The organism is Carboxylicivirga agarovorans, assembly GCF_050589845.1.
Classification (GTDB): Bacteria; Bacteroidota; Bacteroidia; order Bacteroidales; family Marinilabiliaceae; genus Carboxylicivirga; species Carboxylicivirga agarovorans.
Genome location: NZ_JBNGPA010000032.1, coordinates 14,202 through 35,961, shown reverse-complemented (window position 1 = coordinate 35,961; position 21,760 = coordinate 14,202). Strand labels below are relative to the sequence as shown.

The window sequence follows — 21,760 nt, the reverse complement described above, 5'->3', positions numbered from 1 at the left end:
AGCCTACTTAACTATAATTTTAACTGTATTTTTCACTTCGTTGTTAACCACAAAGCGACACAGATACAATCCAGGTGTTAATGTTGAAAAGTCAATCTGCTCCTGATTCAGGCCTTCGGCATGTTGTGTATTCAGGTAAGCATCTATATATTGCCCTTTCATATTATATAATTCTACTCGTACATCAGCATCTTCATCCAGTCTGAACAACACATTGGATACCTCGCCATGTATTAAATTAGGCGATATAACCATGCCGTTTTCCAACTGTTCCATCAACTGCTCATTACCTTCGAATCCAGACAGGTCGTTAGGCACTGCTTCCGGCTCATTATTGACAATAACATTGCTGTAGTCAAACTTGTAACCGTTTTCTTTACCATCGTCAGCAGCAAAAACAAGGAAACCCAGCCCTTCTGCCTTAGGATGTAAGGTTATATAATCGTACCCCAATGCCATATCCAGCACTTGCTGATTAATATTACCGGCCTGTAAATACAGGTCATCACCATCCGGATCAATGAACAGGTCATTGATATCAATCACCATTGGTTCCGGATCTGCCAGGTTCAGTTTAATATTCTTGTAAACAGGATTGAAATAAGGTGTACGGTTCAGATCCTTCACTTCAAAACGGATGGTATCGCCCAACACATTACCGGCTGCATCGCTAAGGCTTACCGGTATCTCATAAAATCCATCACTCTTATAATTAGTAACTACTTTAACTTTGGCACTATTGCCCGTTACAGCTTCTGTTACCAGCTTAATAGAGTCATTATCAATGTCATTCATTTTAAAGGTAATGGCATCACCTTCAGGATCTTCAAAGATATAATTCAGAATATGAGTCTCCGTTTCAACCATAAGCAAAGTATCCTGATAAGAATTAGGTTTGAACACCAACTCCGGATAACCATTCACATTAATATCGTACCTGATACTACTGGTTTTATTGTCCACATCATTGGTCACCACGATCAATTGTCCTTCGTGCTGTCCTTTATTGGCTAGATCACCAATAACTTTAGTAGATATTTCCACTGATTCTCCACCTTCAACTGTACCATTCAATGGTTCGGCAGTAAGCCAGTTCCCATCATTTCCCGCAGCAGTGATTGGTCTGATCTTCCATACTTTACCCATGTCGGTTGGAGTCCACGAAACGCCATAATCAAACCAGGAGCGTTCAAGACCATTCATTGTTGAGTCCAATGTGCTTTCATGAATTGCAACATCATATCCTACAGAATGACCAGAGCGAGCCAGATCAGTTCCCGGGTAATCAATGGTCACCCAAAAATGTTCTCCTTCCTGAATTTGCAAAGGTTGTGTCAATGGCATGTATATCCATTCATTATCAATCGCTTCCGGAGCTTTATAACGTTGCTCATAAGCCAATTCTCCTGGCGTCAAACCAAAGACTTCGCCGCCATCCTTCACAGAACTCCAGCGTCCTTCTTTCGGCAGTTCACCGCCAACAGCGATATGCAAGCCCAATAACTTATCCGGATTTTTAAGGTTCAGATTAACTTTTACATGCGTAATTAACAACCCTCCTTCTTTTGCACTGAACAGGTTACTGTATAACATTTCAGTACCTGGTGTATGATAGGCATCCGGTATCTCTTTACGATCAAGTGCCAAAGAGTCAATGGTATATACCTGATTTTCTGTGAGCTGCGCTATTTCCTCAATTTCACCTGGATATTCACCTTCAGGCAGATTCGACTTTACAGCAGGTATCATTTTATACGTTAAAGCTGTTGTTCCACTATTACTGATAGAGAACCCATACTCATGCTCCTCACCATTAAGCATACTAATGTTTTGATCAACAGCCGTCCATGAGAATTCAGGAGAAGACACCACATCAGCTTTGAAAATAGTAGAAGCAGTAGCAAAATCACCTTCAAAGCTTAATTCTCCATTTATATCCTGCTCAGTGGTAACTGGGCAGTGTACTATCAATGTATTCTTTGCCCATGCTGCTATTGTGATAGGAATTGCCAGGTCTCCTGAACTACTTTTCACAATTTCATTTCCATCATTATCATATAATCTAAGATCTTGCAGACCTATTGACCCAATTTTAGAAATTGTTGCTGTTGATCGCCCTTTGTTGGTTAATACAAGCGAATATTCTGCCTTTGCATTATTGCTCACGCCAGCTTTAAAGATAACCTGACCGGCATCTTCCTGCGCAGGCGCTACAATATTACCAACACCATTTACCACAGTCATTTGCACTGGTACTTTTAACAAAGCGTCCTGTGTACTTCCGGTGTAAAGCAGCAGTGTATCCGTATAAACGCCATTGTCATACAGATCTGCAGCTCTTAATTGCAAATTGAAATTAACTGTTTCACCTACTTTTACCACACCATTTGACGGAGGCGTTAAGGCCAGTGTCATATGATCATGTATGGTCTTATTATTTTTGGTAAGGGCAATTGAGCGCTCTGGCTCTATGTACTCCGATTCATCAGGGCTTTCAATCCCGTAATTCAATGGTGCATCCCAGCGATCAACATCCTTGTAATGGAAAAAGATGGATCCATCCTTCACCAGTTCCAGCTGGAAAGTAACGGGTGCTGAGGTATAATAGCCTTCGCTGATAAAATTATCCCACTGCAGGATTACACGATCTTCCAACAAGCGCGACATAACGCCACCACCCTCTTTGTCTGAGATCATTCCTGAAATATGAGGTCCTATCATGCCCTGGATACCATCGTTCTTACTAAAATTAAGACCTACTATATCACTCTGTGGCAATACAGTAGCCACGTAGCCATTCTTAGATACATAAATTGTATCAACCAACTCGCCGTAAAACGGGAATTCAAATCCTAAGCTAAGAGCAAACTGTCCGCCCTGAGAAACATACAAAGTATCGGTATCTGTATAATCATTTAAGTCATCCCATTTATGGGTCGGACCATAAATGTCACCTTCCTGCCAGTTGTATCCATATGAACCTGTCAGGTCTTCCTCTATGGTTCCTTCACCCATCTTTTGATCCACTCTGATCGCCTGTGCAAATACCGAATTCTTAAAGCTGTATGCCAAATCAGCAGCACCGGCTTCAATACTGAACGGAATGGATAGCACATCTCCGGCATTCACTTCTGCTGTAACAGATAAAGGCAAAGTATTTGTCATTACAGGATTAGTTTTACCTGTAGCGGTAACAACGCATGAAGCTGTTTGCCCGTTAGAGAAATTAATAATGGCAGTGGTCGTAAGACTGCCTTCAGTTGTTGGTGCAAAAGCTACTTTAATTAATCGTGACGAGAACGCCGGTAGCTCAATCGGTAAAGCACTAACTACAGAAAGCTGTGGATCACCAAATATTATATCGCCATTATCTATTATGGCTATATCACTTCCTGTATTCTTTACCTCCAGGTAAGCGATTTCTGATTGTCCCGTTTTAACCGTTGGAAAACTTAGTGTATCAGCTGCAGCTAACTCTGGCATACCGGTGACGGTAATAGTTACCGGCACGTCCTGATACTCGTCAGGAGAATTGCCTTTAATGCGGATAGTATTCGCATATGTACCTGCAGGCAACCCTGCTTTTGACGGCTCCACCTTAAAAGCGATCTGACGCGTCTGATCTTTTGCTACAGCACCATTGGTTTCATAAGTTGAGACAACATTAAGATCCGTTGTTGGCTCAAATCGCACAACGAGTCCGTTTTTAAGAACTTGCTGTCCATCATCATATCGGGCATACACAAGGGTATCGGCAGTATTAAACCCATTTAGCTGAATATTACAATTATTCAGGTTATTAGTAACAATGGCGTCAACATCTTTGTAGCGATACTCTATGGCTCCGTTTGAGAAGAAAACAACCTGAGTATAAATGTCTTTTTCTCCTTCATATTGTTTATCAGCCAGGTAAGTCACCAATGTAAAGACACGGCGATCACCGAAATCATGATAATAAACGTCCCTGAAGAAAACATTGGCATCCTTGCAATCAATGGTTGTAAAGTTACTCAATACTCTCACAGCACTTTCATCGCGACCATCACTAAATAGTGTTCCATCACGATCGATTCTCATTTTATTAAGCTGTCCGTTAAAGAATGGGAATGCCTTTTCGAAGGAAAACTCTCTTATAAAGAAATACTTTTGTGGATAAGTAACAGCGAAAGGTTCTATATCTTCCCAAAGGTTCTCCGAAGGACCATCCACATCATGAGAACTTTTGATTTCATAGTTCAGACCATTGGCCTGATAACCACCATATACTCTTGACGCGTTATATTCACTGATGTCATAATTCAGCACCGAACCAGTACCTGTATTACTCACATTTACTAAAATATCTGATGAACCGTTGTATGGGACTTCAATATTGACAGGAGAAGAAGATGCAGCTACCACCATCGTTGGAGCCTCTATGCTTCTCATTTGTGCTGTCATCCGCTGATCACCAATATTGGTCATCACTGTTATATCTTCATTGTAAATACCCGTCTGAGTTGACAGATAGTTAAGCGGTATGCTTACTTTTTCCTTTGGTAATATCAGCAGGGAATCAGAAAAGGCTTTTGTGTAGAAGCCATTGATATCACTTACATCACGTATTACCAAGGTATCATAACCACCGTTAACAACATCAAAATGCAATAGTTCCTCAACATTTGCGTGTATATCAAAGCTATAAATATCCTCTGCCTCAAATTTTGGCTGCTGACCACTTACCTGCACCTTTACATCAATGGCCACACCAGGCTTATAGATGTCTGTTGTATACAATGAAAGGGTTGCCATGTGCTTGCCATTGCTAAGGTACTCAGCATCCACTGTTACCTGTACATCCTGCGATTCACCTCCTTGTATTGACCCTGAAGTTGGATCAATAAATGCAAAAGCACCATCCTTACCAGATGTTAAAGCACGTACCAGTGGTACTTTATTGCGTCCGACTGTATGATAGGCCTCATTATATGAATAACCATTATTGGTCGATACCATAAAGGCTCCTTCATAGTATGGTGCAAGGCTTTCCACCACTAAAGGATACGGCTCTTCTTTTGGAAAGTGAAGCACCACCCAGAAATACTCATCTTCATACATATTCTGTGGCTCATACAAAGGCACTTTGAAGAAACTCATGACATTTGTTGTATCCACATAGTATTCCTGCACTATAACGGTTCTGGCGTTTTCGATCTGATCTGATCCTCTTTTTACCTCCACTCTTATCGGCCATTCCTTTTGTGTCGGATACAAGGCCATCTCCACATGTGTGAGATTGATCGGCCCTTTGAAACGTGTTCCGTAAATAAGACCGGCATTGGGTGTTCCAGAGCCAATCAAATCATAATAGCCGTTTCCAGCTTCATATGACTGTCCGTCAAATGCAATGGTATTATCGTTGATAAAATGATCTTTGGTACCACTCTTTAAGCTCGTTGTTTCACTTTCCAGATAAGGTTGAGTGGCTTGATACAGTTGCGGATTAGCGGCCGCTTCTTCTGCCAGTGCCTGTGTTTCCTGCTCCCAGTCGGCCATATCAATCCACAAGTCACTATTATTCATTGTTTCGCTTCCCCAGTATACCAATCCTTCTCCAATATTAGAGAACTGAATGGTCTGTGACTGAAGAGCAGACTGTGTGACATCAACATTGAAGAACACTTCACGCGTTGATTCCTTGAAATAAGGCGCATCGGTTGTTGTTACTTCAAGCACATTCGAAATTGCAGAAACATTGTCATAACGATCTGATGATTTTACAGCAAAGTAATATTTAGTCTGCTTTTGTAAGCCAGGTATACGCACCTGTACAGATTCTCCTGCTTCAAAAGGATTATCCAATGTGAATACCGAAGCCTGGTCAAAGTTTTTAGCAGTCAGCAAATCTCCACTAACCGCCAGGTGAAACTTGATAGGACGAAAATCATCTGAGTCAACAGGCACAGTCCATTCCAATGACAATTCATTATGGGAAATATTAAAAGCCCTTATGTCATTAATCGGATCAGGAGCAATCCGTAAATCTTCTGCCAATGCGTTGAGTGCATTCAGGTTACCAATACCATAGTTATCGCTGTGATCAAATGTTAAACCTGTAGTTGAACCCAATATGATTCCTTTCAGATCGTCAGCTGTAAAGGCAGGTCCGCCAAACTTTGAGACCACCAAAGCAGCCACACCAGAAGCATGTGGACAAGCCATGGATGTTCCCTGTTGAAAACCGTATTTATTATTAGGCAGGGTACTTAATACACCACCTTCCGGTCCGAATGCTCCACTCTGATCACCTCCCGGAGCACACAAATCCACCCACGGACCATGCGTACTATATGGCGCATTATCACCTGCAGGACCGGTTGAACCAACAGCGATTACTTCCTCATGGGCTCCCGGGTAATGCTCCTCCATTTTACCAGAGTTACCTGCTGCAAAGAAAACAATTCCACCCTGCATAGGACTACCTTCATAGTACCCCGCTTCGGCAATAAAATATTTAATGGCATCAAGTACTTCTGGTTCCCAATATCCCGGTGTTGAGTAACCCCATGAGTTCTGCGAGATAACAGCACCGTTATCGGCACCATATACAATAGCTGCGGCAAAACCTTTACCGTCACCACCTCGTGTATCATAGGCCTGACAAGACATCAGGCGGACACCATTACCTTTACCATCTTTAAAATCACCACCGGCGACACCGGCAACACCAATACCATTATTGGACACTGCACCAACAGTACCGGCTACGTGCGTTCCATGAAAATGAGCTGTTACAGCACCACCGTAAACAAAGTTAAATCCATGAATATCATCTACGTATCCATTCTGGTCGTCATCAACACCCGGTTCACCATCCATTTCGGCCTGGTTCACCCAGAGGTTTTCGATTAAGTCTTCGTGCTTTGTATCAATCCCACCATCTACAATAGAAACAATGACATCGGCACTTCCCGACTCTTTAGCCCATGCTTTAAACAGGTCTATGTCGACATTGGCTGTACCAATAGTACCATCGTTTTCATAATGCCACTGCTGATTTAACTGTGGATCGTTAAACTTAACTTCTCCACTATTACCAGCCGTAGAACTTTTAAGCGTAGCACTGGCTTCACTACCCTCAGTAGCTGTTAAATTCAGGGAGTCAATATTAACCGGAACTGGTGTTCCCTCTCCCTCTATAAATATTTTCCTATACACCGGTTTGGCAATGGCCACATCTTCTAACTGTGCATACATAGTAGCCACTCCATTAGGATTTTCTGTCTCATCAAAATCCAACTCGTACCATAAATGCAAATCGTGCTTACGGTGACGCTCTTCATGTAATGGAGAGAAAGGAAAGACACGATTGATGCGTGTGATACCTATTTCATCACTTAACTGATCAATACGATCAATACCAATAACATTAGAGCTGGTATTGGTCGTTGCTCCTTTAAGTTGTGACAGCTCTTGCAGGTATTCCTTCTTGAGCTTTATCCTGATTTTTCCCTTTACCAGATCTTCCACCGGCACCTGAGCCTGCACGGCCAGCACCTGTAAAAAGAACATGACTAAGAGAAAACTATATTTTAACCTTTTCATATGATTACAATTAATCCTGATGGTGAATAAAATTCACCATTAAGCCTTGTTTTAAAATCAATTATTCGTCACCTCTCTTACATATCGAACTGAAGTACCTGTAAAAAACGCGGACATAGGCACCTGTGCCGGTCCTCCGTAATTTGAATTGAATGCGATTCCTATCACTTCAAATTTTTCAGGGGTGTATTCGCTTGTCATGTAATAACAGGCAATTCCTTGCTCTGAGAAATAATCTTTTTGCTCTGGTCGGTTATTGCTATAGGCCATGCTTCCTCCGTATACCAGTTCAAGACCTGTTTTACCGCCAACCATCAGTTCATCAGCTGTATATCCATGAGATGAAAGGTAGCCACCCAAAGCCAGAAATTCTTCCTTGGTTGGCAATCTCCAGCCTTCTGGTGCATCAAACAATGCTGCATAAAAGTTATACAGGCGACCATATAACTTTCTGGCCTCTTCTCCTTCCACCGGAACACCATCTTTAATATGTGCACGCGGTGTTTGACCATAGTACCACGATCGGATATATTCAGTATACGGATGTACACCTCCCGAATAAGGGTAGCTGTTGTAATTATAATTATCAGCCATCCATTCCAGACCATTGATCTCTACAAAACGGTAGCTTTGATCATCTCTATCATCGGTCCACATGCCCCACTGACCGCGGAAACGTATCTCAAGTGTATCAGCAGCCTGATAGTCATCTACCTGCACTGTCCACATTAGCTGATAGGTTTGATCAGCTGTTCCTTTGAAAACCGAACTGGCATCATTGTTTGCCAGGACCTCTCCATCGGTCGAACCTAATAATGTCCAGTTTCCGGTACCTCCTGCTGGTAAAAACGCATTAAGGTTGGTATACTTAACGCTGGCTTCTTTGGCTGTTATTATATCCAGGTTGTTAATTCCTGCATCTGCGCGCAAGGTATCGGTATGAAAAGAAACGGACTTAATATCTTTTTTAGAACCAAATGAAAGTGTCCAGTTTAATTTGTAATCATGTCCTTCTCTTCCAATAAACTGCGCTATATGATTATCTGCATTCTCAATTCGGCCACCTTCTCCGGATACAATTGTCCAGTGTCCGTTGGCGCCAAATCTTGCAGCTTCTGCTTCCAGTTCAACGGATACATTATTAATTAATGTATCTGCCACTTCCGTGGCTATATTCGCCTTTAATGGCTTAAATGAAACTGTTATGGTTTCAGCTTTATATTCTTTTCCATGGCTTACCTCCCATCCAAGCTGATAAATTTCTCCTGGTTCACCATGAAATACTGTCTTTGGGTCATTCACATCATCAAATGTCCCGTTTGCTCCACTATAGATGCGCCAGATTCCTTCCTGGTCATCTGCAGGTTCCTCTGCGTTTAAGGTTACTACATAACCCTCACTCTCCACATTAAGGAAGCTTTGACCCGCGTTGGGGTTTAAGCTCACCATGCTCTCTTCTTTGGAGCAACTACTAAGTATCACAAGGATACTTAGTAATTGACCAATTGTTAACCACTTATTTATATTTACCATCATAGACAATGTTTTTCCCGTTTTAATCAATCTCTTTCATCGATTAATAACCTGGGTTTTGGTCTGCTTCCGATAAAGCACTATTGTTATCAATCTCACTTTGCGGTATCGGGAAAGTCAGGCGGTAGTAATCTTCATCGCCAAACTGGAAATCCCATTTCGACCAGTGGTGACCATTACGCTTAAATGGCAGGCTGCGACGCTTGATATCGTTCCAGCGGAAACCTTCTCCCACTAATTCTTTTCTTCGTTCCAATAAAATTTCATCAATCAAAGCCTGACCGGTATTACCAGACTTCACAGCACCAGGATAGGCTCTTCTCTGGATGGAATATAAAAGCTCTTGTGCTTTTGTATCATTACCCAATTCAGCTTCACATTCAGCCTCAATCAGGTACATCTCAGAAGCACGTATGCTGATGCGTTGTGCGTAACCCGTTTGTCCATTAATACTTTGAAATTTCAACACCACATAATTATCAGCATCTAAAGGAACATCCTCTTCACTTCCTGACCAACGTACCATCAGGTCACGTCCGTGCGGGAACCATTTCTTGCGTACATCAAAATCATTGTAGGTATCAACAAAGCTGGTGTCTGCACGCATAGAGCTATACCCTCCCAATGGAAAATAGAATGATGGAATTGACAAGTAGATATTGTTATCCTCCGCTGTGTATTTTATGGAATACAATGTTTCGCTATTCGGAAAGTTAAAACCACTCAATAATTCATCAATCTGCATCAGAGTGATATCTTCCTTTGCAATGGCTGCGTGCTCACGGGCTTTTTCCCAGTTTTGCATATCCAGGTAAGCACGGGCTAATACAGCATTGGCCGAACGTACATTAAAGAAAGCAGTTGCATCTCTGAACATTTGTGGCTGTTCACTTACCGGCAATTCAGATACTTCAGCTGCATAAGCTTCCAACATTGGAATCGCGTCTTCCAGATCCTGAAGAATCTGTCCATAGCAATCTCCAACAGTTGAGCGGGCAATGTCTTCTTCATCCCATTCTTTTGTAGTATTGGCATTTAAAATACCTGGTGCACCTGGATTCACCGTATAGGCTTCACCAAACATTTGTACCAGTTTTAACATGGTAGCCGCACGCATAACCATAGCCTGACCTTTCAAATTTCCTTTTTGAGCATCTGTCGCGTCAGGTACGCGATCAGCATTTTCAATTATCTGGTTAGCCTGGTAAATTAAAAAGTAACCACTTGACCATGGTTCAGCTGCCCATGTGTAGTTTGGCAAAGTCTCTAACTGATATACTGATAAAAACCAGCCCCAGTTCTGTTTTGAGTCCAGTAACAGATCTTCACCTACCAAATCACCCATAATAGGAGCATATAAACCATCAAAATTATATGCACTTAAGTTGTTGTACATACCCACCAAAGCGGATTCAGCATTGGTGATCGACTCAAATGCCTCTTCGTACGACACTGCTGTTTCTGGTTTGGTATCCAGAAACTCATCACTACAAGAAAGTGTTGAGCCTATGATAGTGGCAGCAACTACTAACTTTATATATTTATTTAAAAACTTCATGTGTCTAAAATTTATTATTCAATGATTACAACTTGTCCCTGTAAATCGGGATGAAACTCTCATTGTTATTTAATATCCCTGTTTGCTCTACAAATCCATTTTAATACCAACGGTGTAAGTTTTTACACCTGGTATATTATTATTAGTCGTACCACTTAGGGCACCCTCCGGATCAAAACCTTTGAAGTTAGTGAAGGTCAATAGGTTTTCTGCTGAAACAAATACCTTTAAGCCTTGCATCTTCATCTTCGAACAAATAGATTGGGGTAAATTATAGGTCAATGAAATATTCTTCAGTCTTAGGTATGAAGCATCTTCCAGGAAGCGGGTTGAAATCTGATTACTCCCGCTGGCATTATTCTGTACATACTTAGGAACATTTGTATATCGATTATTAGGTGTCCAGGCTGCTAATGCATCCGTTGACAGGTTATCGCCTGTGCGCGATCCATCGTGCATATTACCCGCATAATCATAGTTATAAATCTGACCTCCTACACTGAAGTACCAGTTAAAGGCAAAATCAAAACTTTTGTACGTCAACATGTTTGACAGACCACCATAGAAATCAGGCATCGCTGATCCCTGGCGGGTACGTTCCGCGTCCTGGTAATCACTTGTTACCATTCGTCCTGAACCATCAGGATGTGCAAATGCTGACCCTGGCTCTACATTGTTTTCCTCATCATCAGAAGCTACATTGGTATACCACATTGGATCACCGTTGTTTGGGTTTACTCCTGCCCACTCTTTCATGAAGAATTGGTGAATATCACCACCTGGCTCACGCATCTGTGTAGCACCTGTAATACGGTCCTGCTCCAGGTTTAGAATTTCATTGCGGTTAGCCGTTACATTGAAACCTGTTTCATTATAAAACTGACCAAACTTCTTTCTGTATGTCACCATGGCCTCAATACCATAGTTTTTCATTGCTCCAAGGTTGGTCGTAATGCTGGTGAAACCTTTTGATGAAGACAATGGTCGGGCATATAGCAGTCCCTCTGATTTCTTTTCGTACAATTCCACTGTCATCGACAGGTTCTTAAACACCGTAGCTTCCACACCTAAGTTACTGGCTGTCATTGATTCCCAGTGAATATTTGGATTTGGTGGTTGTGAAGCACCTAAACCAGGGTAACCACCATAATTAGCACCTCCTCCATATAAACCTAATGAAGCATAGTTACCAATGTTGTTATTACCTGAAGTACCATAACTACCTCTGAATTTCAGGTCGTTTAACCAAAGGATATTCTGCATAAATCCTTCCTGCTTTATACGCCAGCTACCACCTACAGAGTAGAACAAACCATATTTGTGTTCTTCTCCAAAACGGGAACTACCATCAGCACGAACACTTGCACTCACATAGTACTTGCTGGCAAAATTGTATTTAGCCTGTCCCAAGTAGGATATCAGGTTTGATTCTGAACTACCACTTCCTGCCGTTGACGGCTGACTACCCCAAACCAGGTCGTACTTACCGGGAATGGCGAAGTCAGTTACACCTGCACTCATACTTTCACTGTAAGTACCTGAGGCTTCCTGACCCGCAATAACTTCCAGGCTTGAACGATCGGTATACTTATTCCATGAGAAAATATTAGAAATACTCCACACATATCCTTCTCCCGATGACATAGAACTACGGCCGTTTACAGCAGCACCATTACCGTGCTCCGGATTGTAGTATGTTAATCCTTTTGAGTGACTGTAATCAACCGATCCTGTTGTTTTAAACGATAATGACGGTAATAATTGAACATTGATGTAAGAGCTTAACATGCTACGCATGCCTTTTGAACGATAAATATCCATCTCGGCCAAAGCAACAGGGTTAAAGTCAAAAGCAGCCTTGTTACCCCATGCCCAAGAACCGTCAGGCATCTTAACAGGAGAAGCGGCATTGATAATATCAGCCGAACGTGTTGGGTTGGCACCACCTGATCCTGAAGGAGGTCCGTTGGTAATGCTGTATGACATTAAACTGTTTACACCTGCTGTAATGAAATCATTAACTTTATGCGAAACGTTAATTTTACTGCTGTATCGCTTATAATTAGAGCTTAATACTGTACCATTATCATCATAATAACCCAATGAGAAATATACTTTGGTATCTTCTGTACCTCCTGATATATTTAAGTTGTAGTTCTGTATGATACCTTGCTTATACACTTCATCACGCCAGTTGGTATTGGTACGTACTTCTGTACCTGGAATTAACTTTCCATTGTCATCCAGTGGATTAGCAATGCCAAATGGATTGTATCCAACTATATCTTCAACATCACGGTGGGCAATACGTACACCATATTTGTGTGGGTCACCCCCATCAATATTCTGGAAATCTTCCCATCCGGTATCACCTTCCTCAGGTGTATTTGCAATTCCAAAATTGTATATACCCTGCCACGAGTGTTCGTAAAACTGGGTAGAATTCATTAATGGGTAACCATCTGAAATACGATTGGCGATACCCGTTTGTGCACTAAAAGAAATGCGTGTCTTACCTGCTTTACCTTGTTTGGTTGTAATGATAATAACACCGTTAGCTGCACGTGAACCGTACAATGACGCTGACACAGCATCCTTTAGTACAGTTGTACTTTCAATATCATTTGGGTTAATGCTGCTTAATCCTCCTTCAATAGGTACTCCATCAACAATGTATAAAGGTGAGCTACCGGCTGATAATGAGCCAATACCACGGATGCGGACCTGAGCGGTTGCTCCCGGCTGACCTGAAGTACTGGTCACCTGAAGGCCTGCTGTTGTACCCTGAAGGGCTTTTTCAAAAGATGTTACGGGGCGGTTTTCAATAACTTCGGCTTCCACCACCTGTGCGGCACCGGTATAGGCCTCTTTGGTCGTTGAACCATAAGCTACCACCATAACCTCGTCCACAATTTCACTGTCTGGCGCCATCAACACATCAATGGTTGTACGCCCGTTCACTACCTCTTTAATGGTTTTCATCCCGATAAATGAATACACTATGGTAGCATCAGAAGGAACTTCAAGTATGTACTGTCCATCAATATTAGTGATGGTACCCGTTGTTGTCCCTTCAATATAAACACTTACCCCAGGCAATGTTAACCCGGTGGCTTCTTCAGTCACTGTTCCTTGAACCTGAATTGTTTGCGCCAATGATGACACTGTAAATACCAGGCTTAAAAGAAATCCCCACAGAAAACTTTTCATTAGTTCGTTTTTTAATTTTGACACAGCACACCTTATTACTCATCACCACAAGTAGTGCTGTGAATAAGAACTGTTATTAATTAGACTTGTTAATTTTAAGATTGATTCTAATAAAAACATCAGCTTAGCTGACGACTAAGTAGAAAAGCATCTCCGGTACTATTTTATGTTTCCGGCATATTATTATAAGTACCGGAGAGTCTTCTTCCTTTGTTTTAGAATATAGTATTACAATTTAAACTCTACTAACAACCACTTGTTGCGCTTGTAATAAATGCTGTTACATCCGTTACCTCTGCATCATCAACAAAAAATACCGGGTTGCCTACAAATGAACCATCGGCAACACTTTGTAAGAAAGTATTCATAGAACATTTATCCTGTGTTGAATTTAAATGTATTTCAATAGCTGAACTTGAAAAACGACAAGTAGTGAAAACATTAAGGGCATCTACAGTCTGAGAACCGGAGAAATCAAATTTAGAAGGTCCTCCAGAAACATGGCAACCTGTCAGGCTTTTAAATGCAAATACCGATTGAGCATCATTCGAATTAAAGTCAATATGACCTATTTTAGTAGCAGAATTAAAGGCCTCTAATGAAGCTAAGCCAGTAGGTACAATTACTTTTACCTGAGGGGTGCCATAAGGTGTATAGCTTAAGAATCGGTCATCTTCCAGATTATTGAATAATTTTAAGGTTGCATATCCTCCACTAAACTCATAGATATCAATCAGTAGCCCTTTCCAGCTTATTAAGTTCTTAAACCAGTTAACCTCAATGTTGCTGCCAGGTAAATAATGATTGCCCCACAACTTAATATCTCCACCAATTGTTGTTACACTAGACAATAGCTCACCTGCCATGCCCTTAACATCACCTACTTGTGGCTTGTGACCATTAGATTCAATAGCGACATTACCGCCAATAGAAGAACAAGAACCTGTTAACAAGGTAGTCAGCTTATTATTGTAAAAGGTGAAATCGCCGCCGATGTTACCATTTATCTCAACAATTGTAGAGTTACATTTGCTAATATTCAAGTTTCCTGCTACGGCACCAATATTTATTGTTGTTGCCTTATTAAGATATCCGAACCAGGCATCACCAGATACGCTGGCCCCTCCCAGATTTAATGTGGTTATTAAACCGTCATTGTCTTCAGCTCCACTTCCGGTACCTCCGGCAGAAAAGAAGTTATTTATACGTACTGATCCGATAAATTTTAATTCAGGCATTGCAACCGCAACCAAACCTGTATTCGCAGAAGTACTAGGTTGACTATATTTATTTGTTTTATCCCAATCCAAACCAACTAACAGATCTCCTGCAATAGTTTTTAAACTTGGTAATAAAACAATACTGTTGGCTGCTTCAATATTAATAATTTCAACACTACCACCAACATAAGTCACATTAGCTAATAATTCTGCCTGAGCTTGTGATTCAATCTTCACTTTACCCACAATAACTGTTGCTCCTTCCTGAGCCGCAAAAGATGCATAGGCTGATTCGTTATTCACATCTCCAAAATAAATCATGTTTTTATTGCCCTCAACACCATCAGCATTTTGTGCAATTAAATCTTCCAAAAGAGCAATCTGTTCCAATAAGTCGGTATAGTCAGCTTCTAACTGATCAATATTATTAGCTTGTTCCTCGCTATTGGCAATACGTTCGGCATTTTCTGCTTTCAAATCTTCGATCTCTGCCATCAATAGTTGTAATTGAGCACTAAGTGCAGCTTTCTGGGCCTCTTCCAACTGTTGAACCTGCTCATTTAAATCATCGATCTGCCCTTGCAAATCATCTATGTCGTCTCCAACACAGCTTCCTAACAGGACCACGAAGGCCACTAACATCATTGATAAAATTTTTCTTTTCATACATTAAATTTTAAAGTTTGTATTCGTTACAGACACCTTCTCGAAATCTGATTAAGGTGTGCAATTTTATATATTCAGGTATTGTCAGTCGAACCAATTACTTTGACATTGTTCCAACTCTCAAATTGACACTTGAAACACTTGACACAGGAGATGCCTATAACCCTTATATTCATTTCCTTAAACACCATTGATAATTGAATCACTTTACAAAATATTTTCTGTTAACACCTGTCTTTTTACTTTTTGGAAAAAGTGATTTGATCTTACTTTCTACCTTATTGAACATCTAAAACCATCAATCCAAATACGACATAATTTCTTTAGAATTTCTTTCGATACGGATGCGGAATATTTCACAATACAAACATACATATCAGACTACCTGACACTTACAGCATATACCACATTAAAAATTGTGGTTTCCAACGAAAATTTAATGTGGTAATCCACAGTCTAATAGTTACAACAGCTTTAATTCCTTCCTCTTGAATTGCTAAACAGACACAATAGTATATTGTATCTATACGCTTATTGCTCTTTTCAATAATGGACCTACATTGTGATCCCACCATAAACACACCTGAGTATAAGCAGGAGTATGGAATTGGATAAATTGCATACCCATAACGCGTCTATGCTAATACGTAAAGTTAGAATGACACACTTAATAATTAACCAGATTTTAAAATGTAAAAGCAGAAAGGTTAGAGGAGTAACTTTACTATGCTATTGATCCAACAATAAGTTATCCTGTATATCATGCTGACTTTATAGTCATCCCTAAATAATATTACCGGCAAAAAAAATGAAAAAAGGGTAATTATACCCTAACCAGGATATCACCAATAACAACTCCTGCCATTTGGATCCGCAAAATTGGAATTGCGCGGGGAACAATATTACCTTTATCAATACACCATCCATATAACACTAATATTCTGAATGTTAAGATGCACCAAATCTAAAATCCAATCAACTGTACCATTTACAGCTATATCAATATTGAACCATTGGTACACACTTATTCAAGTTGGTACATCCGCCTATTCAATACCTTCTATGTTTGTTGCGATGTTAAATTTAAAATTGAATTACATGAAAAAAAATGTACACAAAATGAAAAATTGGCTGATAACATTATTGGCGGTGTTTGCTTTATTTGGAATGAATGATAAAGTCAATGCACAAGATTATACTGGTACATCTGTTACTATTGCCAATGCTTCACAAACTTTCCTTAATGGTACATATGAGTATGTAGAAACGGATAGCAATAACAAGCCGGTATATCAACATCCTACTGAAGGAGTGAAGATTTCATATACTGATGAAATGTGGAATGGTGAATTTAAGTGGAGAATCTGGAATGAGGGTATGATTACTTCTTATTTCATGTATAACGACAATAACACTGACCTGGTTCCGCAAGAAGGATGGATGACTAATTCGGGCGCAGAAACAGCTACTTTCTCTGGCACTGGTACCCAAAGTATTTTCGAAGGTACATCTGTTACTATTGCCAATGCTTCACAAACTTTCCTTAATGGTACATATGAGTATGTAGAAACGGATAGCAATAACAAGCCGGTATATCAACATCCTACTGAAGGAGTGAAGATTTCATATACTGATGAAATGTGGAATGGTGAATTTAAGTGGAGAATCTGGAATGAGGGTATGATTACTTCTTATTTCATGTATAACGACAATAACACTGACCTGGTTCCGCAAAACGGATGGATGACTAATTCGGGCGCAGAGACGGCTACTTTCTCAGGTACAGGTACTGTAGATAATGTACCTACCGCTATTGAAGATGTTGTGCCAGACTTTGAATTAAAAGCATATCCTAACCCTGCTACTGATTTTGTAAATATTGAGTTAACTAATTCAGCAAATTTAACTATTTATAACGCAGCAGGTTCAGTTGTTCGATCAACGGTTCTTTATGCAGGTTTAAATCAAGTGACTATTTCAAACCTTTCAAATGGCGTTTATTTATTTTCTATCGAAATCGAAGGTGAAACAGAAATTATTCGCATTGTTAAAAACTAACCATTAAGTGAACTTAGTACAAATAGCCTTTGTAGAATAGTTCATAATATCTTATGTCCCCGGAGCTCATAACTCCGGGGATTTTTTTAAAAATTCACTTACCTCCTGTATAGAATTTGGTAAACAATTGCACATTCGGTTACTTGTCAATTACTGCAGGGTCTTTTTTGCTTTTGCGAAGGAGATAGGTATTATTTAATCCTGGAGACACTCTTAAAAAGTCGGGCTTAAACCCTGCCCTTGCTGAAATAATTAAGAATACTAGATTCTTTTTCATTCCTGCCCTTTAAATTGCAGGCTAAGGCCTCTATCTAAAGATCGATAACATGAAGTATATTTAGTTTCAACTCTAGTAGAATTATATCTTGAATACACAGATTAGTTCAACTCCTGTATCTAACCTAACTATTCTACCCCATTATCGTTTAGTTTTAATATAAGGTGTAAGTCACATTAGGAGCCTTTGTATGGAGAAATAACATATCATAGGATCATGTTATTCTCTGTATGAAATTAATAATTGTAGATAGTAAGCAGTTAAACCTTGTATTTGTATTCAAGATCTTTAAGACACAATTCAAAATTACAAATAACAGCGAATACCCTAATATTCGACAGCAAACTTACTTTCCTTTAATAATTGTTTCTCTGAATGTATTCGCTGGGCGTGTGTCCGGTATACTTCTTAAAAATCCGGTTAAAAGTTGTCTTTGAATTAAACCCGGCTTCTTCAGCTAAATGGGGCAAGGTATGTTTCTGATGAAATCCTTCCTGTATTAAACGAATGGCTTCTTTGGTCCTGTATTCATTTACCAGGTCAAAGAATGATTTATCAAACTTTAAATTTAAAATATCAGTTATCCGTTTATTGGATAAGCCCGTTCCATTGACAAGGTCTTTCATTTTAAGATCATTCTTCAGAAATGGTTTTTCTCTGCTGAAGTACTCCAGTAAAAAGTCATAATCGCGCTGATCCTTTTCTTCATCGCTTATGGTATCTTCCTCCGCCTTTGGTTCATCCAGAAGACTTGTCACATCTTCCTCTATGGCGAAAAGTTGAGGGCGTATTATTGTAAAAACACTAATAACAATAGTTAATAATGTCAAACCAAGGTAAAAGATATTGAATGGATTGATGGGATAGGAAATATCGACAATCTCAGTTAAGGCTCCTGATGCTCCAATGATCCATAACAAAACGTTGGCAATGACAAAAAAACGTAACCACTTAACTGATTGAACCTGGTTCTTTGATAGCTTCCGTTTTCTAAAATATTGAAAATGATGAAGTGAGCGTAATGATAATATGGAATAGAAAATCCCCTGAAGTATAATGACAATATTTAAAACTCCCTGAAGTGTTATTATCCATGGAGAAAACCCATGCTTTAACATCTCTATTTTTTCTGCACCACTTTTTAAAAAGAAGGGCATAAAAATGATTACATAAGCTATGGAAGGTACATAATGAATTATTCCCTTTCTGAAACGCCGGGCATCCTTATAAAGGTAACTCTTTATGTACATGAACATTAAAGGAAAAAATAATAGGGAAAATGAGGTGGAAACACCATAGAAATGCGGATATTTTATGAAAAACGATCGGGGAGTGCCAAAAGAACCCAATACATAGCCAACAACCGTAAACGCCCATGTAAATACCAATACACCTAAAATTCTATTGGCAAATAAGTTGTGGGGATAAAATACAAGATACATTGACATCAGGAATGCAAATGCGGCACCAAATAAAAGAAAAAGATCAAAGTAACTTTCAATTTCCATATACGTCTTACCTCTTGGTTTACTACAAAACTAGATAAATTAATAAGTAATGAAAAAAAATAAATGCTGACTTCTGCCAGTAAATTCATTTTCTAATCGCTGATATATCACTACCGTTAGCAATTTTCATTCATCTTTTTTTGAAGCCCTGAAATAGAAAAAGAGCAGGATAATCCTGCTCTTTTCTTGATCTTGTCTTATTGTTTACCCTATTCAGGTGGATTATACCAAATAGGAGAAGTATAGGCACGCTCCTGACCTATCAATTCGACTCCATCAGGAATATGAGCACCCAGTCTTACTTTGTCATATACCAACCAGCGAGGTGTTGGTATTTCAATTACCCTTGCATAATAAAATGCCTTCTCCTTAGGATCAAAATCAGGGTCTCTCCAAACTGCCATTAGTTCAGAGGCTCCAATCGTATTGGTCCAGCTGGCTGATTCTAAGTCCACTGTATTACCAACAGGCTTTTTGCACCTTCCATCCTTATCAATTTTCCGATCACCTGATACAGCTACATCATATACGCGTTCGTGTAATTTGCCATTGGCATCTTCCCAACCTTTTATAATTTGAATCCTGTCAAGATTAGCTCCAATGGGGTCGCGAAGGGCATATACCATAAAATTAGGAGCCTCAGCACCCGTACTTTTTCTTAGATCTCCTCCCATGGGCACTCCTTTTTCATAACCGACAAATGCCGGTGCTCTGCTTCTCAAATCATCATCAGTAAACTCCCAACCTCCAAAGAAACGAACCGGAATACGGGGACCTGTAGTCGCATAGGTTTCTTTTCGCTCCATGGCATCGAATATCGCCTCTCTCGTATTTTCGGTTGCCCATACACCCTGGTAACCAGAGGCCACGATCATATCACCACTGATTTCACCAAGATCCGATTTAATAAAAGGATGCTCTACGCGTGTTTTTGACGGCTCTACACTTACTGATTTACCAAAGAAATTATCCTCTTCAGCGGTTGACAGTGAAGTATGGCTATCTGTTGCACCGACCATTCCAAATTTGTATGGGTTGGTTCCAAATTTAGTTTCAAGCATCAGACCATTCTTCAAGGCTTCTCTTGCATATTCACCAGCCAGCATCTCAGGCTTCTTAAGCTCTGAAAGGTCCAGGTTACCAACAGCCCAGGTTTCATAGTCTGCAAATTCATCGTCGGGCGATAGGTATGGGTGGGTTTCACCATCACCTTTGATCTGTGTCACTTCGTATAAAGGTTCCCATTTGGCACGTTGCTCAACGTAATTGGCATCAACTACGCCACCCGAATAAGTCTTATCCACAGGGAAGATCCAACCATTTGACAGGTTACCGTTATGCGCGAGTGCAAGGGCCTGCCCTCCTGTTTTCTCCTCATACATTTCCAACCATTTGTATAAGTCAAGTGGATCAGTAGAACCAAGTGGTGGCATTGTAACCATAGGAACTACTTGTCCAGCTCTTGTTTTATCATCCCTGAGGATCACATTACGGTGTAAGTTAAAGCCTTTAGGAACTGACGTCCATTCATATCCAATCAATGCCGTGAATTTTCCCGGCTCATTGTATTTATCAGCAGTATTGATAATATCTTCCCAAATGTTATTGTATACTGCAGAACCCGGACTGTAATCGTTCAACATGCTCTCAGGAAGCGTTCCCTGTGAAAAGTTTTGAATAAGTTCAAAGGCTGCCTTTCCGGCATATTCACCACCTTTCTCAAAAGCTTCATGCCACCTTTTCCCTAAAGGTTCGGCAAGAATATTCGGAGAACCTTCCTGGATACCTACAGCTAATCCCATCAAATCAGAATGATCTGTTATTACCACCCAGTCAAGTGGACGGCCGAGCTTAACAGGTAAACCTGTTGATGATGTTATTTCTTCACCTCGTAATAACCTGTATGCATCTTCATGCCCTAAAATATTACCAAATAGACCTGCATCAAGTGAAACTCCTGTATGCAAATGTGTATCTCCCCAATAAACATTATTCGGAAACTTCCTTTTTGCATAGGGGGAATAAGTTTCTCCTGGATATAATCCCTTTATATTTTTCATATCCGGAGTACCAATATCCTGAGCACTTAATAATCCTGTAATTATCAATGCTGCACAAATGAGTAATACTAGTTTTTTCATAGTCA

9 protein-coding genes are annotated in these 21,760 nt (G+C 40.1%); 1 reads left to right on the top strand and 8 read right to left on the bottom strand.

Annotation, left to right across the window (positions count from 1 at the left end; all coding sequences use genetic code 11):
* Nucleotides 1-3: 3 nt before the first annotated feature.
* The 5 genes from ACRD69_RS20740 to ACRD69_RS20720 all read right to left on the bottom strand — a co-directional run bounded on the left by ACRD69_RS20740 (nucleotide 4) and on the right by ACRD69_RS20720 (nucleotide 15,771).
* The gene (locus tag ACRD69_RS20740; RefSeq protein ID WP_430817060.1) at nucleotides 4-7,584 is read right to left on the bottom strand and encodes a S8 family serine peptidase; all 7,581 of its coding nucleotides are present in this window, start codon (nucleotides 7,582-7,584) and stop codon (nucleotides 4-6) included.
* A 57-nt stretch (nucleotides 7,585-7,641) separates the two neighbouring features.
* Complete coding sequence (locus ACRD69_RS20735) at nucleotides 7,642-9,120, bottom strand: FISUMP domain-containing protein (protein WP_430817059.1); 1,479 nt, start codon at nucleotides 9,118-9,120, stop codon at nucleotides 7,642-7,644.
* Nucleotides 9,121-9,160: 40 nt separating this feature from the next.
* A complete protein-coding gene (locus tag ACRD69_RS20730) occupies nucleotides 9,161-10,675 on the bottom strand; it encodes a RagB/SusD family nutrient uptake outer membrane protein (protein WP_430817058.1) in 1,515 nt (504 codons plus the stop codon).
* Nucleotides 10,676-10,762: 87 nt separating this feature from the next.
* Nucleotides 10,763-13,885 (bottom strand): SusC/RagA family TonB-linked outer membrane protein, encoded by a 3,123-nt coding sequence (locus ACRD69_RS20725; protein ID WP_430817057.1) that lies wholly within the window; start codon nucleotides 13,883-13,885, stop codon nucleotides 10,763-10,765.
* A gap of 245 nt (nucleotides 13,886-14,130) precedes the next feature.
* On the bottom strand, nucleotides 14,131-15,771 hold the full coding sequence (locus tag ACRD69_RS20720) for a hypothetical protein (RefSeq protein ID WP_430817056.1): 1,641 nt from the start codon (nucleotides 15,769-15,771) through the stop codon (nucleotides 14,131-14,133).
* Nucleotides 15,772-16,869: 1,098 nt separating this feature from the next.
* Here ACRD69_RS20720 and ACRD69_RS20715 point away from each other — a divergent pair.
* Nucleotides 16,870-17,829 carry a T9SS type A sorting domain-containing protein gene (locus tag ACRD69_RS20715; RefSeq protein WP_430817055.1) on the top strand — a complete coding sequence of 320 codons (960 nt, stop codon included), beginning with the start codon at nucleotides 16,870-16,872 and terminating at the stop codon, nucleotides 17,827-17,829.
* Between the two features lie 139 nt (nucleotides 17,830-17,968).
* On the opposite strand, the gene ACRD69_RS20710 is transcribed toward ACRD69_RS20715, so the two are convergent.
* The 3 genes from ACRD69_RS20710 to ACRD69_RS20700 form a co-directional block, all read right to left on the bottom strand.
* The gene (locus ACRD69_RS20710; protein ID WP_430817054.1) at nucleotides 17,969-18,106 is read right to left on the bottom strand and encodes a hypothetical protein; all 138 of its coding nucleotides are present in this window, start codon (nucleotides 18,104-18,106) and stop codon (nucleotides 17,969-17,971) included.
* A gap of 356 nt (nucleotides 18,107-18,462) precedes the next feature.
* The gene (locus tag ACRD69_RS20705; RefSeq protein WP_430817053.1) at nucleotides 18,463-19,614 is read right to left on the bottom strand and encodes a helix-turn-helix domain-containing protein; all 1,152 of its coding nucleotides are present in this window, start codon (nucleotides 19,612-19,614) and stop codon (nucleotides 18,463-18,465) included.
* Between the two features lie 209 nt (nucleotides 19,615-19,823).
* Nucleotides 19,824-21,755 carry a DUF3604 domain-containing protein gene (locus ACRD69_RS20700; protein ID WP_430817052.1) on the bottom strand — a complete coding sequence of 644 codons (1,932 nt, stop codon included), beginning with the start codon at nucleotides 21,753-21,755 and terminating at the stop codon, nucleotides 19,824-19,826.
* Nucleotides 21,756-21,760 lie beyond the last annotated feature (5 nt).